Annotated in this window: 12 protein-coding genes and 1 pseudogene; 7 read left to right on the forward strand and 6 right to left on the reverse strand. The window is 70.7% G+C overall.

All coding sequences use genetic code 11. From position 1 onward, the window contains the following. Positions 1-53: 53 nt before the first annotated feature. From ACFP2V_RS35355 to ACFP2V_RS35380, 6 genes and pseudogenes are all read right to left on the reverse strand, one after another. Positions 54-707: pseudogene (locus ACFP2V_RS35355) on the reverse strand (helix-turn-helix domain-containing protein); the annotation flags it as partial. 274 nt (positions 708-981) lie between these two features. Next, complete coding sequence (locus tag ACFP2V_RS35360) at positions 982-1,737, reverse strand: inositol monophosphatase family protein (RefSeq protein WP_381219670.1); 756 nt, start codon at positions 1,735-1,737, stop codon at positions 982-984. Then, positions 1,734-2,282: a 2'-5' RNA ligase family protein gene (locus ACFP2V_RS35365; protein ID WP_381219673.1), complete on the reverse strand. Its 549-nt coding sequence runs from the start codon at positions 2,280-2,282 to the stop codon at positions 1,734-1,736. The genes ACFP2V_RS35360 and ACFP2V_RS35365 overlap by 4 nt, the downstream gene beginning before the upstream one ends. An 83-nt stretch (positions 2,283-2,365) precedes the next feature. Beyond that, positions 2,366-3,226: a carbohydrate kinase family protein gene (locus tag ACFP2V_RS35370; protein WP_381219675.1), complete on the reverse strand. Its 861-nt coding sequence runs from the start codon at positions 3,224-3,226 to the stop codon at positions 2,366-2,368. Next, positions 3,223-4,488, reverse strand: a complete 1,266-nt coding sequence (locus tag ACFP2V_RS35375; protein WP_381219678.1) for a DUF4145 domain-containing protein — start codon at positions 4,486-4,488, stop codon at positions 3,223-3,225. Before ACFP2V_RS35375 ends, ACFP2V_RS35370 begins: the two co-directional genes overlap by 4 nt. 118 nt (positions 4,489-4,606) lie before the next feature. After that, a complete protein-coding gene (locus tag ACFP2V_RS35380) occupies positions 4,607-5,878 on the reverse strand; it encodes a hypothetical protein (RefSeq protein WP_381219681.1) in 1,272 nt (423 codons plus the stop codon). A gap of 272 nt (positions 5,879-6,150) precedes the next feature. Between ACFP2V_RS35380 and ACFP2V_RS35385 the strand changes: the two genes are divergently transcribed. The 7 genes from ACFP2V_RS35385 to ACFP2V_RS35415 all read left to right on the forward strand — a co-directional run. Further along, positions 6,151-6,609 (forward strand): ATP-binding protein, encoded by a 459-nt coding sequence (locus ACFP2V_RS35385; RefSeq protein WP_381219684.1) that lies wholly within the window; start codon positions 6,151-6,153, stop codon positions 6,607-6,609. An 88-nt stretch (positions 6,610-6,697) separates the two neighbouring features. Further along, positions 6,698-7,978 (forward strand): DUF262 domain-containing protein, encoded by a 1,281-nt coding sequence (locus ACFP2V_RS35390; protein WP_381219687.1) that lies wholly within the window; start codon positions 6,698-6,700, stop codon positions 7,976-7,978. Further along, complete coding sequence (locus tag ACFP2V_RS35395) at positions 7,975-9,162, forward strand: AAA family ATPase (RefSeq protein ID WP_381219690.1); 1,188 nt, start codon at positions 7,975-7,977, stop codon at positions 9,160-9,162. Before ACFP2V_RS35390 ends, ACFP2V_RS35395 begins: the two co-directional genes overlap by 4 nt. 53 nt (positions 9,163-9,215) lie before the next feature. Beyond that, complete coding sequence (locus ACFP2V_RS35400; protein ID WP_381219693.1) at positions 9,216-10,163, forward strand: hypothetical protein; 948 nt, start codon at positions 9,216-9,218, stop codon at positions 10,161-10,163. Positions 10,164-10,269: 106 nt separating this feature from the next. Then, complete coding sequence (locus tag ACFP2V_RS35405; protein WP_381219696.1) at positions 10,270-17,094, forward strand: DEAD/DEAH box helicase; 6,825 nt, start codon at positions 10,270-10,272, stop codon at positions 17,092-17,094. Beyond that, positions 17,091-19,394 (forward strand): UvrD-helicase domain-containing protein, encoded by a 2,304-nt coding sequence (locus tag ACFP2V_RS35410; protein ID WP_381219699.1) that lies wholly within the window; start codon positions 17,091-17,093, stop codon positions 19,392-19,394. The genes ACFP2V_RS35405 and ACFP2V_RS35410 overlap by 4 nt, the downstream gene beginning before the upstream one ends. Positions 19,395-19,427: 33 nt before the next feature. After that, positions 19,428-19,666, forward strand: a 239-nt coding sequence (locus tag ACFP2V_RS35415; protein WP_381219702.1) for a DUF2397 family protein, incomplete at its 3' end; no start/stop codon positions are given.

A 19,666-nucleotide genomic window follows, 5' to 3' on the forward strand; every position in this document is an offset into this window, starting at 1 on the left:
CTCCTGGGACTCAGCTGACCAGCACCGATCCAAGATCATCAGACTTTGCAATCGCCCTGGTGATCCGGCTGGTATCGAGGCATGATCTGCAACTCGACGTTGAACTGCAACGACCGCTCCAGAAGGCTGTCGAGTAACTCCCGCGTCACGTCAGGGCCTCCCGTACCGCGCTCGATCAGTGCCTGCTCGATGATGAAGCTGAACGCGATCGGTGGCGTTCGCTCGAACAGTTGCTGGCGTTCCAACCGAGCCGCCACCTGCTTGGCCACCTGCTCCGCGTCCTTCACGGGTGGCACGCTCTCGGTCACGGCTCGCGCGTACCGCTCGGTCTGGAGCAAGCCGGGAATCACCCGGCACTCGTAGGTCCACAAGGTGACCGCCTGCGCCTCCAGTCGGGCCCACTGCCGGAACCAACTCGCCAGTCCCGCCTGCCGCGACAGATGCGGCGCGGCCCTCCGCAGCGCCCCCGTGTTGCCGAGGGCCGCCTCCGCGCCCTCCACGAAGTCGCGGTCCGGCATCCGGCGGCCCTGTTCGACGGAGGCGACCGTGTGCTTCGAGAAGCCGACCAGGCCGCCGAACTCCTCACGGCTCAGGCCCGCGTGCTCCCGCAAGCCCTGGACCACCGCGCCGAACGTGCGCAGACTGTCCGACGCCCCCGGCTCCGCGCCGCCCGCCCCCGTACCGCTGTCCGTGCTCTCGTAGGCCACTGCCGGCCACCTCCCGTGCCACCCCACCCGCCGTACCACTTCCGATGCGGCCATCGTCACGCACCGTGAGACGTACTGTCCACCGAGTGTGTGCGTACGCTGACTCAGCGTACGCGGAGCGGGTCTGGTGAATCCCTCCTTTCCGGCACCACAGTGGGCATACGATACGACCGCTCACCCCCACAACCCACCAAGATCTCGTCACTGTACGTGCGTTCACCCAGCGGCTCGCGAAAGGCATGCCGCCGCGGCAGGGCAACCGAGGGCCGCCGGCTCAGCTGCTTTCCCAGAGGTCGGCGAGCCACCGAGCTACCCCGGGCGCGCCCGCCAGCAGAACCGGCGAGTCGAAGGAGAACGCCGTGCCGTCGGCGCCGAGGACCGCCCGCCCCCGTTCGCGGCACAACGCCACCCCGGCCGCGACGTCCCACGGCTTGGGGGCGATGCACACGCAGGCGTCCAGCCAGCCCTCCGCCACGCCCACCAGGTCCAGCGCCATCGAGCCCTGCATGCGGACCCGGTAGGCCTCGTCCTGGACGCGGTCGAGGACGCGTCGCGCGCCGCTGCGCCCCGAGCCGGTGCCGGAGACACCCACGACCGCGCGGCCCACGTCCTCGGCCACCGGACGTGCGTCCTCAGGGCGGCCCGGCGTCGTCCACCGACGGCCGAGGGCGGGCGCCTCCACCACGCCCACCAGCGGAACGCCCTCCTGCACATAGGCGAGCGACACCGCATGCATCGGCGCGCCCCGGGCGAAGTTCATCGTCCCGTCGATCGGGTCGAGCACCCAGCAGCGCGCGGGCAGCGGGGCTCCGGGAGGCGATGACTCCTCGCCGACGACCGGAATGCGCGGTGTCCGAGCGGTCAGCACCCGCGTCACCCGGGACTCCACCTCGATGTCGGCGGCGGTGACCTCCTCACCGGAAGCCTTGAACCGCGCAGTCGACCACGCCCCTCCGGCCGACGCCAACCAGGCGGCCGCCTCGTCCACGGCCGCCTCGGCGACCGTCAGCAACTCCTGCGGGTCCGTCACGTCCGGCCCAGCGGTCGCTCCAGCAAGGTCTCCGCGTGGGCACCGTGCTCACCCATGACGTAGAAGCTGAGCCGGTCGAACACCCACTTCTTGGGGAGGTCGACCCGGTCCCGCGCGGTGCGGACCAGCTCCAGGGCGGTCTCCTCCTCGGTGCGGCCCAGCGTCACGTGCGGTGCGTATGCCTCGCCGGTGTACCGGTAGCCGTAGCGCTCGTAGCTGGCCCGCTCGGCGTCGGTGAAACGGGAGACGTCCTTGTCGCCGTCGAAGGACGCCCGGTCGAGATGCCGGTCCAGCGCGGCAACCGCGGCCTCCTGCAGCGCTTCGAGCAGCGGCGGACGCTCCAGGGCGAGAAACAGCCAGCCGGTGGGCTGGTAGACCACACCCGTGGTGGACAGGGACACCTCGCCGTGCAGACCACTCTCGGCCGCCGCCGTGCCGATCAGCTCCAGTGCCTCCGCCGGATCAAGGGTGTCCTCGAACGGACCCTGGAAGAGCGTGACATGAGGAAGGTTGCCGTCCGGATGTAGCGGAGGCTGCAGACGCACCTCACCACCGATGTCTGACTGAAGTCGGACGGCGGCACGCAGATGGTCCGCTCGCGGAAGCAGGGCAACACCGAGCCATCTCGTCACGGGTGAGCTCCAATTCTTGTGATCACATGACGTGCCGCGTCGAGGCCTCGCCGCATGGAGGCCGTCGGCGGCTCGCCGTTGAGCCAGCCGGCGATGACACCCGCGTCGAACGCGTCGCCGCCGCCCGTTCTGTCCAATGGTTCCACCGGCACGGTGGGTTCATGGAACAGTTGCCCGGCGGCAGTGGCCCACATGGCGCCCTCGGCGCCCAACGTCACTATCACATCCCCGGACACCAGCTCCGCCGTGCGCCGCGCGGTCCCGATGACGTCGGACGCTCCGTAAGTCCGCGGTAGGCGCGCCGCCTCATCGGCGTTCATGAAGTTGAGCGACGCTCCGTGTGCGAGCGGGCCCATGTCCCTGCCGTTCCACTCGATGGAGACGCTCCGCCCGGCCAGGTGCGCGAGTTCGACGACGCGTCCGAGCGCGGGAGTGGGCTCCCCGATGACATGGACGTGATCCGCCGTGCGTACGTCCTCCTCCGTGACGGCGTCGAACGCCAGACCGCGGTCCGCGCCCGCGAACGTCAGCATCCGCTTCCCGGAGCCCGACGACAGGACGACGGCCATGCTCGTACGAGCCCCGGCCTGCACCTGAACCAGCGAGGTGTCGACACCGCTCGCGTCCAGCACCTCCAGGCACATCGCGCCCGCCATGTCGTCACCCACGGCGGACACCAGCCGGACGGAGCAGCCCTGCCGCACCAGCCCCACGGCGGTGTTCGACGCGGCGCCGCCCGGCAGCACGGAGCATTCCCTGCCCCGCAGTTTCTCGTGTTCCGAGGGGAACCGGTCGGCCTGTGCGATGACGTCGAAGTTGACGCCGCCCACGACCAGCACGCGCTTCGGTACGCTCACGGACGGCCCCAGCGGTAGCTCTCGAACAGCACGTGGCGCACCAGCCTTTCACGGCTCTCGGACAGTGTTTCCGTCGGGAACGAGGCGTGTGCCACCAGGTCGCGGACCAGACGCTCGAACATCTCGTCGTCGGACCCGCACTCGTGGAACGACCGCATCAGCTCACGGCGTAGCTCCCCGGGATGCAGATCCAGCTCCTCCAGCCACGCCCGGTTCGCGATGAGCACGTTGGCGGCTGCCGAACGCAGCCGTGCCTGGGTCGGTGCCGGCAGCATGTCGGAGTTGAGGAGTTCGAAGTAGGCCTCGTCCTCCCGTGCGTGCATGCGCAGGTTCTGGCCGCCCACCGCCAACACGTCCTGGTTCAGATGGAACAACTCCAGCCCGAGATGGTGCGGTACGTCGAGGACACTGATCCCCCTGTCCGCGAGGCCCGCCTCGTCGGTCGACAGCGCCGAGAGCAGGTTGTCGAACATGTCGCTGTGCTTGGGCACCGCGATCTGCGCACCGGCCGGATCCGCGAGGAACTCCTGAGCCGTCACTCCGCCCCACCGGCCACCGCGGGCGGCGAGCAGGTAGAAATTGCGGCCGCCCATCGAGTAACCGACCCGCCCGATGGGCACCACCTGGTCCTGGACGGCCTCATCCGTCTCGAGCAGGCGAAGGATGCGCTGCTCGTTGTAGACCGCCGCGTCGAGGAGTCGGGCCGACACGTCCCGCACGAGATTGTCGGACCAGGGGAGCTGTAACGACACCACACGGTGATTCCGTCGTGCCAGCGCCTTCTCCAGGCCGCAGCCCAGCAGGACGGCTTTCACCACGATCAGCGTGGAGTCCGCGAGCCGGGTCGTGCCCGTACTGCGCCGGTGGTCGGACAGCTCGTGCCGGACGGCCTCCTCGGCGAGCGATCTGCTCGTCTGCCCGTACCAGACGGCCAACTGGGTCAGAGCGTTGAGGCACGGCCTGACGTCCTCGGCGGAGATCTCCTCGGCCGACCCGTCCTGGGCGTGACTGCCGTAGTTGCCGTAGTTCTGGATCGTGCGCACGGCGAGCACGACCTTGGGCGGCACCAGGTTCTTCGAGGTGAGCACGGTCAGCAGGGACTCGAGTGTCGGCTTCGAGCCGACCGCCTCTCGCATGGCGATGTCCAACAGGATCGACTCCGCCGCTCTCCTCGCTGTGCCGAGGAAGACCTCGGGGTCCGATTCCGCGTACCTCAGGGCTTTTCTGTACAGCCGGAGCGGCTCCCCCTCGTTGACCGTCACCCCGTGTCCCGCATCCTCTTCGCCCAGGTCCGCGCAGAGCAAGCTAACGCCTGGTCGAGGACGGGTACAGGCGGTATCCGGTCATTGTGCCCGTCCCCCGGCGGGGCAGGCGCGGGTGTCATCGACTGTCGCCGGGGTCCCTGCCGCGCAGTGAGGACAGGACGAGGCGGCCGTAGCGTGTGGTGAGGACCAGGGCCGTGGCGGCCAGTGCGGCGACGAGCGCGGCGGCGACGGGGACGGCTCCCTCGGCGCCGAGGACCTGGAGGATGCTCAAAGCCGTACCGACGGGCAGGCCGAGAATGGTCAGGACGCCGAGTGCGCCCGCGATCTGCTGACTCTCCTGGGTCTGCACCAGCCGTGCGTAGTCCGCCGCTTCGGCGAGGATCTCGTCGAAGCGCTCCGCGAGGCGGTACTGGGTCTGGAAACTCAGCAGCAGTTCGTTGGCCGGGCCGTGGGCGGTGAGGTGCTGGCGCCAGTAGGTGCTGCGGAACGTGGCGATGTGCCGTTCGAGGGCGGACACCCGGCGGGCGAGCTTCGGGCCCTCGAAGACACCGGAGAGACCGTCGGTCAGTTCGTCGATGTGGTCGCGCTGGACGCTGCCGAGCAGCAGGGCGTCGAGGTAGACGGTGCGGCCGTGCAGCTGCGCGAAGGCGTAGAAGTCACCCTCGCCCGGGTCGGCGCGGTGTCCGAGGAAGGCTGCGCCGTGGCGCAGCACCAGAGCGCTCCAGTCGGCGGATATGCGCAGCGCGTGTTCCGTTCGGTCGGGCCACTGCTCGAGCGGGGTGGGGACGTCGGCCTCCGTGGACCTTGAGGCGAGGTACCAGAGCCAGCGGTCGGCCGTCTCCGGAAGCCGGCCGTCCTGCCGCAGTGCGGGGGTGTGCTGTGGGCCGGGCGTGAGGAACGCGACCGTGTACGGGCGGGCGATCGCGAACGGGGCAGCGGCGCTGCGCGGCTCGGCGATCCCGGCCAGCAGCGCCCTGGGAGAGAACGGACCGTCGAGCGGGTCGGAGGCGGCGGGACTGCGGTGGCCGATGGCGCGCAGCGTCTCCAGGAGGGCGGGGCCCTCGACGTCGAAGTGCAGCACCGCTAGCCCATGGTCCGGATAGCGGGCGGTGGCGGTGCGCAGTAACTCGACCCCCCTGAGATGCAGGGACTCGTGCTGCACGTCCATGAACCGGTGCCAGCGGCAGGGCCTTTCAGGCGTGCCGTAGAGGGCACGGGCGGCGGCCGGGGTGAAGTACGTCTGCCGGGTGACGGCATCGGTGCGACGGCCGCCGAGTTCGAAGGGCAGGGGTCCGGTCGGCCAGTCGGCGATCGCGGTGAACCGGACCGGCAGCACGACGGCCAGTGTCTGCCGGACGCCGGTGACGAAACTGAGGTCCGTGTTCAACGGGGATGCCTCCGGTACGCAACGGATGGTCATGGGCCGGGCGGGCCCCACGATACGGATCGCACCGCGGTCTGAGCAGGGCGCCCGATGCTTCCGTGTGCGCGGCACACAGTGGTCGGTACGTGATCGGCATGCACCGGGAACACGGCGGGTTTCCCGCCATGTGCGCAACTTTCACCACCGGCACCTCTCGCCATACGTGTGCGTACGCTGACGCTGCGTACGCGGGTCGCTGCTGGTGAACGGCCCCGATTTCCCGCCAGATTGGGCGCATGACACCACCGTCCACCCCCACAACCGGCCAAGATCCGGTCACCGTACGTGTGTTCACCCAGCGGTTCAGCTCCACCCCGCGCGGTGTCCGCCTCGCCCGCCGGCTCGCGCTGCACCAGCTCGACGTCTGGGGCGTGCCGCACGGCAGCGAGGCGTCCGACACCGCGGCCCTGCTGGTCGCGGAGCTGGCGGCCAACGCCGTCACGCACGGCCGCGTCCCCGGCCGGGACTTCGAGGTCACCGTCAAGCTTCTCGGCCGGATCCTGCGCATCGAGGTCTCCGACTCCCGGGGCGAGTGCCGGCCCCCCGCTCCGGGCTCGGCCAGCCCCGCCCTCGGGGCGCTCGCGGAGACCGGCCGGGGCATGGTCCTCGTGGAGTCGCTTGCCGACCGGTGGGAGGTCCTGGACCGCTTCCCCGTCGGCAAGACGGTCGTCGCCGAACTGGGCCTGCCCGGCTGACGGCCCGGACGGTCGCGCTGACAGGCCGTAAGACCCGTCTATAGGCTGGACCGGGAACGACATCGGGCGGCGGAGGGCAGCGGGGACCATGGTGGACCTGGAAGACAGTGCCCACGGCACCGGACGGAACCGGCCGGTGGGACCCGAGCGGTACGCCACGGCGGAGGATGTCGACGAGCCGGACGCACTCTTCCTGCCGCTGGGGCCAGCCATCGAGATCGGGTCCGACGGCCGACCGACCGGTCTGGAGCTGGAGCTGCCTGCCGACGAGGAGGACAGGGGCTACAGCGATGCCGACGGCATCTCCGCCCCGTTCCGGCCCGACAGCATCAAGATCTACACAGAGACCACCACCGTGGACCTGCTGCTGTCTCGGCTGCGGGAGGGCATGGTCGACCTCGCGCCGGACTTCCAGCGCCGGGCTGGCATCTGGAGCGACCGCGCGCAGAGCCGTCTGATCGAGTCACTGCTGCTGCGCATCCCGATCTCCAACTTTCACATGGCCCAGGACGATGAGGACAAGTGGGCCGTGGTGGACGGCGTCCAGCGGCTCACCGCCATCGCCCGCTTCATGGAGCCCAAGGTCACCGGTCTCGGCCCGCTGACTCTCCAGAGCCTGGACTACCTGTGGAGGTTCAACGGCAGCACGTACCAGGACCTGACCGGTCGGCTGAAGATCCGGCTGCGCGAGACCCAGCTCACTGTCCACGTCCTGCAGCAGGGCACCCCGGAGGCCGTCAAGTACAACGTGTTCTCTCGGATCAACACCGGCGGTATGCCACTGAAACCGCAGGAGCTGCGGCACGCACTGGTGCGGGGGCCGGTACGGGAGTTCCTCGCCGACCTGGCCGAGGACCCGGCGTTCGGTGAGGCCACCCGGTGGAGCGTGTCTGACGAGCGGATGGCCGACCGGGAGATGGTGCTGCGCTTCCTCGCCTTCCGGCTGAGTAATCCGGCCCAGCATGCCGAGAAGGACTTCGACCAGTTCCTCATCAGCGCGATGTACCAGGTCAACTCGCTTTCCGAGGAGCGGCGGGAACAACTGGTACGGGAGTTCCGGGTGGCCATGCGGTGTGCGCGGGACCTGTTCGATGAGCACGCCTTCCGTAAATGGCGTGGAGGACCGCGCAGTTCCCCCGTCATCAACAAGGCACTGTTCGAGACGATTTCCGTCCATCTTGCGCTTCTCGACGATCACGAGAGGGACAGACTGGTAGCGTCCCGGACGAAGGTGCACTTCAGGTTCTTCGAGCTCATGGACGACTGGGACTTCGACCGGTCGATCTCCGTGGGCACCGGGGACCCGGTGAAGGTCCGCACCCGATTCCAGCAAGTGGCACGACTGTTCCGAGGGGTGGCCGAACAGTGATCGACCGTCTGACGCTGCACAACTTCAAGGCGTTTCAGGACGCTTCGTTACCCCTCGGCCCCCTCACCCTCCTCACCGGGCTCAACTCGTCCGGCAAGAGCAGCGTCCTCCAGTCGATCGCCCTGCTGCGCCAGTCCTACGAGGCGGGCGAACTCGCGGTCTCCCAGTACCTGCCCGAGGCGCGCCAGGCCGGATTCCACGTCGGCGTTGCCAACCAGGGCTTCCTGCTCAACGGCGAACTCGTCGGCCTCGGCACCGGAGAGGACGTCCTGCACGAGGACTTCACGGAGGACGTCCCCTTGATCGGCCTCGGTGTCGACGAGGGCCCGTACCACTACGGCTGGACCGTCGCGTACGAGGCCGAGCAGAACTTGTTGCCCCTGCTCGACGTGGACCTGCCGCTCACCTCTGAGGGGGCCGCCGCGCCCACCGGGCCCGAGGCCGTCACTCCGTCGTTCCTCACTGCCCCCTTCCAATACCTGCACGCAGACCGCATCTCGCCTGCCGAGTTCTACCCGCGAGACCACCATGCGGCCATCGGCCGGGGCTTCCTCGGCGTACGCGGCGAGCACACCGTCAACTATCTCCGCCACCACGCCCGGGACGAGGTCCCCAGGGGCCCGCTGCACCATCGGGGTGCGGAGTCGGACCTCCTGCTCGACCAGGCCGCCGCCTGGATGGGTGATCTGTGCCCCGGGGTGGACATCAGGGCGGAGGCCATTAAGGGCGCGAATGCCGTACGCCTCTCGTACGGGTTCCGGGGCACGCTCGGCCCCACCCGGCGCCGTCGGCCCAGTCACGTCGGTTTCGGCCTCACCTACGTCCTGCCGGTCGTGGTGGCTTGCCTCACCGCCCGCCCCGGCTCCCTGGTGCTCCTGGAGAATCCGGAGGCGCACCTCCACCCGCAGGGCCAGACGCAGATGGCGACGCTCGCTGCGGCGGCCGCCGCCCAGGGCGCGCAGGTCATCATGGAGACGCACAGCGACCACGTCATCAACGGCGTGCGGCTCGCCGTGAAGCAGGGACGGATCACCCCCGGACAGACGGTGTTCCACTACTTCCGCGGCGACGGCTCCGGTGCGGAGTTCGTCAGCCCGCGGATCGACTCGGACGGCATGCTCGACCAGTGGCCCACCGGGTTCTTCGACGAGCTGGAGAACACGCTCGAACAGCTCGTCGGCTGACACCCGCCTGGGGAGGGCGGGCAAGGCGTACACACCGTCGCGGAGGGGGAGACATGCCGCAGTTGTTCCTGAACGAGAAGTCCTGTGAGACGACGGCCGACCCGGACCGGGTCAACCGCGCCACGACCGAGATGGTCAAAGCCGTCATCGCCGTCGCGAAAGAGGACCGGCAGGGCACGGAACTCGTCATGCGGGACACCCTGATGGCGTTACAGCTGGCCCAGGGGCACCCCATCAGCAAGTGGATCGGGAGCACCCCGGGCACCAGGGACCTGTGGAAGCTCCTGCTTCGCATGCAGACGAAATGGCCCCACAAAAACGTCTTCCCCGAAGGCGAGACCTTCTCCGACGTAGGCCACCGTCACGACGGTGAGCCCGTGCCGGAGCTGGGCTTCGCGCATCTGATGGACGGAATCGGCATCTCCTTGCCGCTGGAAGCCCGTTGGAAAGCCGACCGGCTCACGCTGGTCCAGGAACAACTCGTGGATGACGAGGACACCGGCTCCGTGCTCACCGAGGTCGAGGTCCGGCACATCGCCGACACCGAGCACGTCGCCTCCCACCTGCCCTGGATTCGCGAGAAGGCGAAAGCCACCCTGCGCGGTGACCTCACCGCCATCCGGACCGGCACCGAGCTGTGGGAACGCTGCGCAGACCTCTTCCCCCATCTCCGGTTCCTGTCACACGTCGAGGCACAGCTGCGGGACCTGAAGCAGTACTGGGTTCACCCGGTCCGCAAGCGGCTCGCGGAGATGGACCGCGCGGTCCTGCTCTGGGACGCCGCGACCCAGCTCGACGGGCCCCAGTGGGGCTCGATCGTGACGCCGGAGCGCCCCGGCCGCAAACGAGACCACTGCCTCTTCACCGACCTGGACGGCAAGTCGCGGTACTTCGACACCCACCTGCGCTTCACACCCGACGAGGGACGGCTGCACTTCCGGTTCCTGAAGGAAACCCGAAGGGTCCACATCGCCCACATCGGACGCAAGCTCGGCATCTGAGCCGCCCCGGAGCAGCCCGTCCACCCCCGATACCGTAGGGGCGGTGAGCGGGCCTCTCGGCCTGCCCGGCTCTCACCAGCCCCACCAGCACCAAGGAGGACCGCGCGTGCGTCCCACTCTCGCCGCCGACCAGGTACGGGACAGTCTGAGCCAGTACCTCGCGACGACGTACGCGCTGGCCGACGAGAGCACCCGCCGGGCCCTGGAGAACTTCCTCGGCGACGCCGAGGACGGCGTCTTCCGCGGCCCCTACCTCCGCATGCGCACCCCCTTTCGGAGCGCCGAGAGCGACGACTGGCAGCGGCACCTGACCTGGTGGCCCCGCGACCGTGACTTCACCCCGTACCGGCACCAGGAGCTCGCCTGGGAAAGGCTGTCCACGCTGCACGGTCCGGCCCGGCCCACCCTCGTCACCACCGGCACCGGGTCCGGGAAGACCGAGTCGTTCCTGGTCCCGCTGCTCGACCACTGCCTCCGGGAGCGCGAGGCGGGACGGGAGGGCGTCAAGGCGGTCCTGCTCTACCCCATGAACGCGCTCGCCACCGACCAGGCCCACCGCATCGGCAAGCGGCTCGACGACGCCAAGGACACCCGGCTGCGCGACGCCGGCGTCCGGGCGGCGCTCTACATCGGTGACACGCCGTCCCAGGAGTTCAAGCGGACCAACCCCGCGATCGCGGTCGACCGGGACGAGATCCGGCGCACCCGGCCGGACATCCTGATCACCAACTACAAGATGCTCGACCTGCTCCTCCAGCGGCCCGAAGACCAGCGGCTGTGGCAGGACTCCGCGCTCGCGTACGTCGTCCTCGACGAGTTCCACACCTACGACGGCGCCCAGGGCACCGACGTCGCCATGCTGCTGCGTCGGCTCGGATCCGTCACGGGGCTCGCGGAACCCGGCCGGCCGCTGGGGCCGGTCTGCCCCGTCGCCACGTCGGCCACCCTGGGCGAGAACGGCCCGGAAGCGGCCGTCCGGCCGGACGGTGCCCCCGGCATGCTGGAGGTCGCCGAGCAGGTCTTCGGCGTGCCGTTCCCGCCCGACTCGGTCGTCGGCGAGGACCGGCGCTCCACCAAGGACTTCACCGGCGAGAGCGACTTCACCCTGCCGTTCCCCTCGCCCCAGGAGGTCGCCGACCTCGGTGACCCCACCCGCGAGCCGGGCGCCATGGACGACCTCGTCACCGCGTTCACCGGCCTGAGCGGACCGAGCCCCGAGGAACTCGGGGCCGTGCTGCGCCGCCACCGGCTCACCGCTGCCGTCCTGGAGATCCTCGACGGCGACCCCAAGACCCTCGACGAGATCACCGAGGTGCTGCCCCGCTACGCCTACCACTGGGGAGTGGCCGTGCAGCAGCGGCCGCGCCTCGCCGCCCAGGCCCTCGCCCGCTACGTCGCCCTCCTGTCGTACGCCCGTGACCCGGAGCACCCCGGACGGCCGCTGCTGTCCATCGAGATCCACCACTGGGTGCGCTCGGTCTCCAGGGTGCTGCGGGGCATCAGCGCGGCCCGTGCCGAGTTCCGCTGGGACGACGAACGGGTGACCTCCGGCGGCGCACTGGCCCGCAAGGACCAGAGCCCGGCCACCCGGCCGTCCCCGTACGACGGGGAGGGCCCCGCCGTACCGCTCGACGCCGCCGAGCAGGCCGCCGTACCGGCCGGCGACAGCGCCCCGCCGCCCGCCGAGATCTTCCTGCCCGCCGTGTTCTGCCGCGAGTGCGGGCGCTCCGGCTGGGCCGCGTACTCACCGGAGGTCGACCCCGCTGAACTCGACCTGACCGCCACGAAGATCCGCCGCGCCTCCATGAGCCGGGACAAGCGCCGAGTGCGCAACATGATCGCCGCGACCCCGCAGGAAGTGCACGAGACCGCCTTCGCAACCGGGGAGGAACGCCGGCGCGGCGGGCCCGCCGTCATGGTCCTGGAAGGCGGCGGTGGACGGCTGCGCCCTCTGTCGCCCGAGGCCGACTTCACCGGCCCGGCGGACGGCGGGGGACCGCGCCGGCCGAGGCCCCTGCACAACGCCGCGTTCGTCCACGTCGACCTCGACGGCGACCGGGCCGCGGAGCGCGACCAGTGCCCCGCCTGCCGCACCTTCAACGCCATCCGTTACCTCGGCACCGGGCTCGCCGCGCTCGCCGCCGCCGCCGTCACCCAGCTCTTCACCGGCGGCGAACTGGACAAGAACCTGGGCGAGAACAAGACCCTCCTCTTCAACGACTCCGTCCAGGACGCCGCCCACCGCGCCGGATACGTCGCCAGCCGCTCGTACACGTTCTCGTTGCGAGCGCTGCTCGCCAGCCGCATCGACGAGGACGAACCGATCACCCTCAACGACCTGGCCGCCGACCTGATCGCGGATGTCGTCGACAGCAAGGCGGTGCAGGCCGCAGTCATCCCGCCGGACCTGCACCTGATCCGCGGCGTGGACACCCTGCTCTCCGGCCGCAGCCGCGGTTCGAAGCCCACCTGGGAACTGATCGCGCAACGCCTGGCGTTCGCCACCGTCATGGAGTTCGGTCTGCGCTCCCGGCAGGGCCGTACCCTGGAGTTCACCCGCACCGTCGCCGCCGACGTGCCCCTCCCGGACCCGGACGGCGTAGCGGACCTCGTACGGGAGATCCTCCTCACCACCCCGGGAGAGATCGCCCTGCCCGACGGATCCGCACCCGGCCCCGACCAGTGCGTCGGTTTCGTCAAGGGCCTGCTGGAACGGCTGCGCATCCGGGGCGCGGTCCGGCACGCCTGGCTGGACCCCTGGCTCGACCAGGCCGGGGTGCGCCGGTGGGCGATCTGGGGCGGACGCGAAACCGGCATGCCGGCCTTTCCCCCCGGCGTCTCCGCGCCCGCCTTCCTGCTCGGCTCACCCAAGCAGGGCAGCGAGGACTTCGACGTGCTCACCGGCCGGCTCGGCTGGTACCAGGACTGGGCCGTGCGCGCCCTCGGCCTGCGCAGGGAGGCCGCCGCCGGCTTTCTGGCCCGGCTGCTGCCCGCGCTCGCCGACACCGGGATCCTCTCCGTACGCACCGCCCTCGACGGCGCCACCCGCGTCTACGGACTTCAGCCCGGTCACATCCAGGTCCGCAGACTCGCCGACGACATGCTGCCCGACGCCACCGCGCACTGCCCGCGCTGCTTCTGGGAACAGACCGTGCACCCCGACCTCGCCGACCAGTGGCACGGACAGCCGTGCCCCCGCTACCGCTGCGGGGGGACCCTCGGCACCGGCCGCGACCTGGACAGCGGGCTCCGGCAACGGGACTTCACCGACGACTTCTACCGGCGCATGTACCGCGAGGCCGGCGTCTTCACCATCAACACCGCCGAGCACACCGGCACCCTCAGCCGCGCCAAGCGCGAAGCGGTCGAGAAGGCCTTCCGCGAGGGCACCGACGTCCACTACGCCAACCCGCAGGTACTGTCCTGCACCCCCACCCTCGAACTCGGCATCGACATCGGCGACCTGTCGGCCGTCGTCCTCGCCTCCCTGCCGAAGGGGCCGGCCAACTACATCCAGCGCGTCGGCCGGGCGGGCCGCTCCACCGGCAACGCGTACCTGCTCACCATGGTCGACCGCGGCCCGCGCGACCGCTACTACCTCGAAGAACCCCGGCTCATGATCGCCGGGGACGTCCTGCCGCCCGGCTGCTACCTTTCCGCGGCCGAGATCCTGCGCCGCCAGTACCTCGCCCACCTCCTCGACCTCGCGGGCGCCGGCCGGCTGACCGCCCCCGACGGGACGCCCCTGCGGCCGCTGCCCGGGCGTGCCACCGAGCTGTTCGGCGCCTCCGCCTGGCAGGCCGAGTTCGCCGAAGCGGCGCTCGCCGGCGGCGGGCGGCTCGTAGAGGGCTTCCTGGACCTGTTCCCCCCGTACGACGAGAGCCGCGGCACCGGCGTCAGCCCGCAGGCCCGCGCCGCCCTCACCACCTACGCGACCGACCCCGGCGAGGAGGGACTGAAAGGCGCCCTGGAAGCCGCGTGCCGGCGCTGGGAGGACCGCCGCGCCGACCTGCAGCGCCGGACCGAGGCCATCGACCGGGCACACGGACTGCTCGTCGCCGGCGACCCCGACCACGAACGGCAGGGGCGCGAACTGCGCGCCGAGCGGCGCGATGTGGCACGTGTATCCCGCGAGATCAGCCGCACCACCGCGCACGGCGCCCTCGTCGACCTCGGCCTGCTGCCGAACTACAGCCTGATCGACTCGGCCACCGAACTGGAGGCCACCCTCACCTGGAGCGAGAAGGCCTCCGACGGCACCCGCGAAAACCACAGCAAGACCCTCCGCCACAGCCGCCCCGCCCGTCTCGCCCTCTCCGAGTTCGCCCCCGGCAACCACTACTACGCCCAGGGCTACAAGCACCGTGTCACCGGACTGGACATCGGCACTCCCGGCCGCCCGGCCTGGATCTGGTGGCGCATCTGCCCCGACTGCGGACACGTCCGCACCCACCGGGCCGAGGACGACTCCTCGCCCTGCCCCCGCTGCCGGTCCGCGGCCATCGGGGACGTCGGCTGCCTGCACAAGGTCCTCGTGCCGCGCCGCGTCACCTCCCGGGACGAACGCGACGACGTACGCGTACGCGACGACAGGGACGACAGGGACAAGCGGCACTACACCGTCGTCCCGGCCGTGGACATCGACGCACGCGACGTCGAGCAGGCGTGGAAACACGAACACGCCACCTTCGGATGGGAGTTCACCCGGCAGGCACACGTCCGCCACATCAACGTCGGAGCCGTCCGGGTGGACGGTGGCACGGACACGGCCTTCGCCGGACAGGAGGTCCGCCTCAACCCCTTCTGGGTCTGCGACGCGTGCGGCTTCGCCGACCCGGACGGCGGGCCCGCCGCGTACGACACCGGCGACCCGTCCGCGTACGGCAAGTACCACCGGCCCTGGTGCCGCAGGCGCCGCGCCGGAGCCGACACCGCACGACGCGGCGAGCGGGTGCTGCTCGCCCACGAGCTGCGCACCGACGCACTGCGTATCCTCACCCCCGCCGTCACCGCGCACACCCGGGAACGGCTCGCGTCCTTCAAGGCGCTGCTGCTGGCCGGCATCGCCCGCAGCTACGGCGGCGACCCCGACCACCTCGCGGTCGTCACCGACTCCATGCCCGAGGAACGCGGCGAGAGCGCGCACCGCCGCCACTTCCTCGTGCTGTACGACACGCTTCCCGGCGGCACCGGCTACCTGCACCGCCTCGCCGGCCGGGACGGCCTCAAGGGCGTCCTGGACTACGCCCGCCAGGTGATCGAGACCTGCGTGTGCGTGGGGCAGGGCCGGCCCGCGTGCCACCGCTGCCTGCTGCGGCACGTCACCGACAACGAGTACGCACTCGTCTCCCGCGAGCACGCCCTCGACATGCTGGGCGACCTGTTCGGCCGCACCCCGGACCGGTGGAGCGTCGTACCGGTCGCCACCACCGGCGACATCACCCTGGTGCACCAGGTGGAGAGCGAACTGGAGGCACTCTTCCGACGCGGGCTGCTGGAATGGGCCGAGCGGATGGACGAGGTCAGCGTCCGCACGGCACTCACCGCCGACGGCACCAGGGACACGACCCTGCGCTTCACCGCACCCGACGGAACCGTCCGCGGCTGGCAGATGGACACCCAGACCCCGCTCGGCTTCACGCGGCCGGACGTGGTCTTCCGCAGCACCGACGACGACCGCCGAGTCGCCGTCTACCTCGACGGATACCGCTACCACGCGAGCCCCGAGCACCTCATCGCCGAGGAAGACGCGGCCAAGCGCACCCGGCTGCGCGCGGAGGGCTGGCAGGTCTTCCAGCTCACCTGGGACGACGTACAGGCCTGGGCAGGGCAGACCAGGCCGCAGGCCGACCCCGTGTGGAAGCCGTACCCGAACACCGCGCAGAAGACGGCCATGGACGTCCACCGGCGCATGCACGCCGGAGACACCCGTGACCTGCCCCGCCTGGTGTGGGCCAACCCGGTCGAGACACTGATCGGCTACCTCACCGACCCGAACCCCGACGCGTGGCGGCGCCGTATTCAGAGCGCGCTCGCGGGCTTCGCCGCCGTGTCGGCGACCAGCAGGGCCCTGGCCGACGGCGAGGAGATCGGGCACAGAATCAGTGAGGCGCTGCACGGGACGCGGCTGGCCGGAGGACAGGGCGCCGTCCAGGTCATGGCGACCCGGGACACCTCGGGATGCCCGCTCACCATCGCGCTCGACCTGCGCAGGGGACAGACCGGGGCGGTCTGGACGGCGCTGACCGTACTGGACGACAGCGCGGACGCGGTCACCGCCGACGAGGCCGCCCACCGCAGGCGCTGGCAGGCGTGGCTCTACTGGAGCAACCTGCTCCAGTTCCTAGACGCGGGCGAGGGGGACGGGGTCCAGCTCACGGCCGGTCTGCTGCCCGGATTCGACCCGGCCGAACTGGCGGTCACCGGCGGAGCCGGCTGGCTCACCTCCCAGCGGCGGACGCACGAGCCCGCGGCGGACGGAACCGAGGCGCACGGGCCCGTGACGGACGGACGTGAGCCGCCGGCGGACCGGCAGAACGTCGAAGAGGCTCCCGCGGCCGTACGCGATCCCGCCTGGGACGAGGTCATCGAGTTCCTCATCGACGATCTCGGCCTGCCCGCTCTCGCCCGAACTCTCGCCGACCGGGGCCTGCCCGCGCCGGAGGCCGGCTACGAACTGGGAGCGGCTGCCTGGCCCGCCGAACTCGCCTGGCCCGCCCGACGCGTCGGCGTCGTCCTGGCGCACCGCCCTGACCCGGTCAGTGAACGGGACATCGACGCCGAACAACGGGACCAGGCTTACCGGGAGGCGGGCTGGCAGGTCCGCACCGCGACGGAATGGGATGCCGACGAACTCGCCGGGCTGGTGAGCGGCGACGCGGACGCCGACGCCGTCAGGGCGACGAACGACCACGAGGGGAACGAGCGATGACGGTCACCGGCGCACCCAGGACGGGCGTGACCCTGCGCCTGCTGGACAAGGCCGACAAGGAAATCGTCAAACTGGATCGTGCGGTCCTCGGCGCGTTCTACAAGTTCCAGCACGACTTCCGCCGCAACCCGGACGCGGGCGGGTTCGGCCTCAAACAACTCGAAGGCCACGACCGGCTCTGGTCGGCACGCGTCAACCGCGAGTGGCGAGCCCTGATGATCCGCCTCGGCGGTGACGACTGGCTTCTCGTCTCGGTCAAGCACCGCGGCCACGTCCACAAGAACCTGGACCGGTTCAACTACGGCATCAACCACGTCACCGGCGCCATTGAGTACGTCGACCTCCAGGTCGTCGAGGAGAGCGTGCTGCGCCGTGAACTCACGCCGCCCGCCGCTCCCGCCCCGGCTCCGACGCCCCTCCCTGCTCCCGCTCCGGAACCGGCCCGGTCGGAGCCGCTGGAGGAACCCCTCTTCGCCGCGTACACCGATGAGCAGCTCGCGGACCTCGGCGTCGTCGCAGCGCTCCTTCCGATCGTCCGGAAGCTCACCACGGACGACGAACTGCTCGGCCTCGCCGAGTACGCGCCCCACCACACCGGGGAGGTGCTCCTCCGGCTGCGTGACGGCGTTCCGTATGAGGCGGTCATGGAACAGGTCACCGCGCCCGTCGCCGTGACCGCACCGGAGGAGAACCTCGACACCGGCGACTGGCAGGCAGCCGTCGACCGTTCCCAGACCGTGGTGATCACCGACGACGAATCCCTGCAGAGCATCCTGGAGGAAGGTGACTTCGGGCGATGGAAGATCTTCCTCCACCCCACCCAGGAGAAGCTGGTCCACCGGCGCTACTCCGGCCCGGCCCGGGTCGGCGGCGGGCCGGGGACGGGTAAGACGATCGTCGCCCTCCACCGCGTGTGCCATCTGGTGAGCCGGCTCCCTCCTGGTCGCAACAAGCCTGTCCTGCTCACCACGTTCAACAGGAACCTCGCCGCCGACCTGCGGGCCCGGCTCCTCTCGCTCGGCGGCCCCGACGTGCTGGCCCGGGTCGACATCACCCATGTCGACCAGCTCGCCACCCGCATCGTCAGCGAGGCCGACCCGGGCAACCCCAAGCGGCGCATCGACGACACGGCGGCGCTCCGGGAGTGGCGGGAGCTGCTGGTGGAGGCGGGAGAGACCCGCTGGAGCGCCGAATTCCTCAGCGACGAGTGGAACCAGGTCATCCTCGGCCAGGCCGCGACCTCCAGGAGCGACTACTTCGCCGTCCGGCGCGCCGGACGGGGCCGCAGCGTCACCCGTGTCGAGCGCGCCGGTATCTGGCAGCTCGCCGAACGCTTCACCCAGCGGCTCGAGACCAAGGGGCTGGAGACCCACCGCCAGGTCGCGGAGCGCGCCGCGCGGCTGGAGATGGCTCGCAAGGCCAGGATCGACAGGCGGTCGGAGGAACGCGAGGAACGGGGAGGCCTGGACAACCTCCACGCCGAGGCCGGCTCCGGTGCCTGGCTGCGCTACCGGTACCGGCACATCGTGGTCGACGAGGCCCAGGACCTCAGCGCCGCCCACTGGAAGATGCTGCGCGCCATGGCGCCGTCCGAGCCCGACGACATCTTCCTCGTCGGCGACACGCACCAGCGGATCTACGACAACCAGGTCACCCTCGGCAGCCTGGGCGTCCACATCCGCGGCCGGTCCTCCCGGCTGACACTCAGCTACCGCACGACCCGGGAGATTCTCCGCGACGCGATCCGGGTCCTGGGCGACGCCGACTACGACGACCTCGACGGAAACGCCGACACCCTTGCCGGGTACCGCTCGGTCCTCCATGGCCCGGCCCCGTCGCTGCGCGGTGCGCGGAGCTGGGACGAGGAGATGGACCTCGTCGTGGAGCAGCTGCGGGCCTGGCACGACATGCCCCGTGAGTCCACGGCCGTCTGCGTCCCGACCAACGACATGGTCACCCAGCTCGCCGACCGCCTCGCCCGGCGCGGCATCACCCCGACGGAGATCACGCAGGACGGGCCGCGCGGTGACCAAGGCGTCCACATCGGCACCATGTACCGCTTCAAGGGACTGGAGTACCGCTGCCTGATCATCGCCGGGGTGGCCGAAGGACTCGTTCCCCGTGCCTCCGTGGACGCTTGGGAACACACGGACCCGAGCCGCCACCGGCGAGAACTGCACCGGGCGCGATCGCTGCTCTTCGTCGCGGCGACCCGCGCCCGTGACGCACTCGCCATCACCTGGCACGGTGAGCCGAGCCGCTTCCTGGCGCGTGTCCACGACTCCCACGTGGGGTCGTGAAGGTGGTGGGAGAACGTGCCGAAATGACCTCCAGTGACTTACACCCCCTTCACCGTCCCCAACGCCCCCCTCTACCGCCAGGTGATGCGGGCCTTCCTCACCGCCAAGGAACGGTTCGCCGTGCACCTGCGGCCGGAGGACGTGTACGCCGCCCTGGACGCGGGGAGCCGGCCCGCCGACGTCGAGGCGGTGACGCAGGCGCTGGACAAGCTGGTGGAGTGGGGCAATCTGCGGGCCGATCCGGACCACGCGCGGGTGACGGCGGTCGAGGA

The organism is Streptomyces incanus, assembly GCF_042656345.1.
GTDB lineage: Bacteria > Actinomycetota > Actinomycetes > Streptomycetales > Streptomycetaceae > Streptomyces > Streptomyces incanus.

What these genes read in the sequence shown, in the direction of transcription:
- ACFP2V_RS35385 (WP_381219684.1), top strand. Translation starts at nt 6,151, where the DNA reads ATGACACCACCGTCCACCCCCACAACCGGCCAAGATCCGGTCACCGTA.
- ACFP2V_RS35390 (WP_381219687.1), top strand. Translation starts at nt 6,698, where the DNA reads ATGGTGGACCTGGAAGACAGTGCCCACGGCACCGGACGGAACCGGCCG.
- ACFP2V_RS35400 (WP_381219693.1), top strand. Translation starts at nt 9,216, where the DNA reads ATGCCGCAGTTGTTCCTGAACGAGAAGTCCTGTGAGACGACGGCCGAC.
- ACFP2V_RS35410 (WP_381219699.1), top strand. Translation starts at nt 17,091, where the DNA reads ATGACGGTCACCGGCGCACCCAGGACGGGCGTGACCCTGCGCCTGCTG.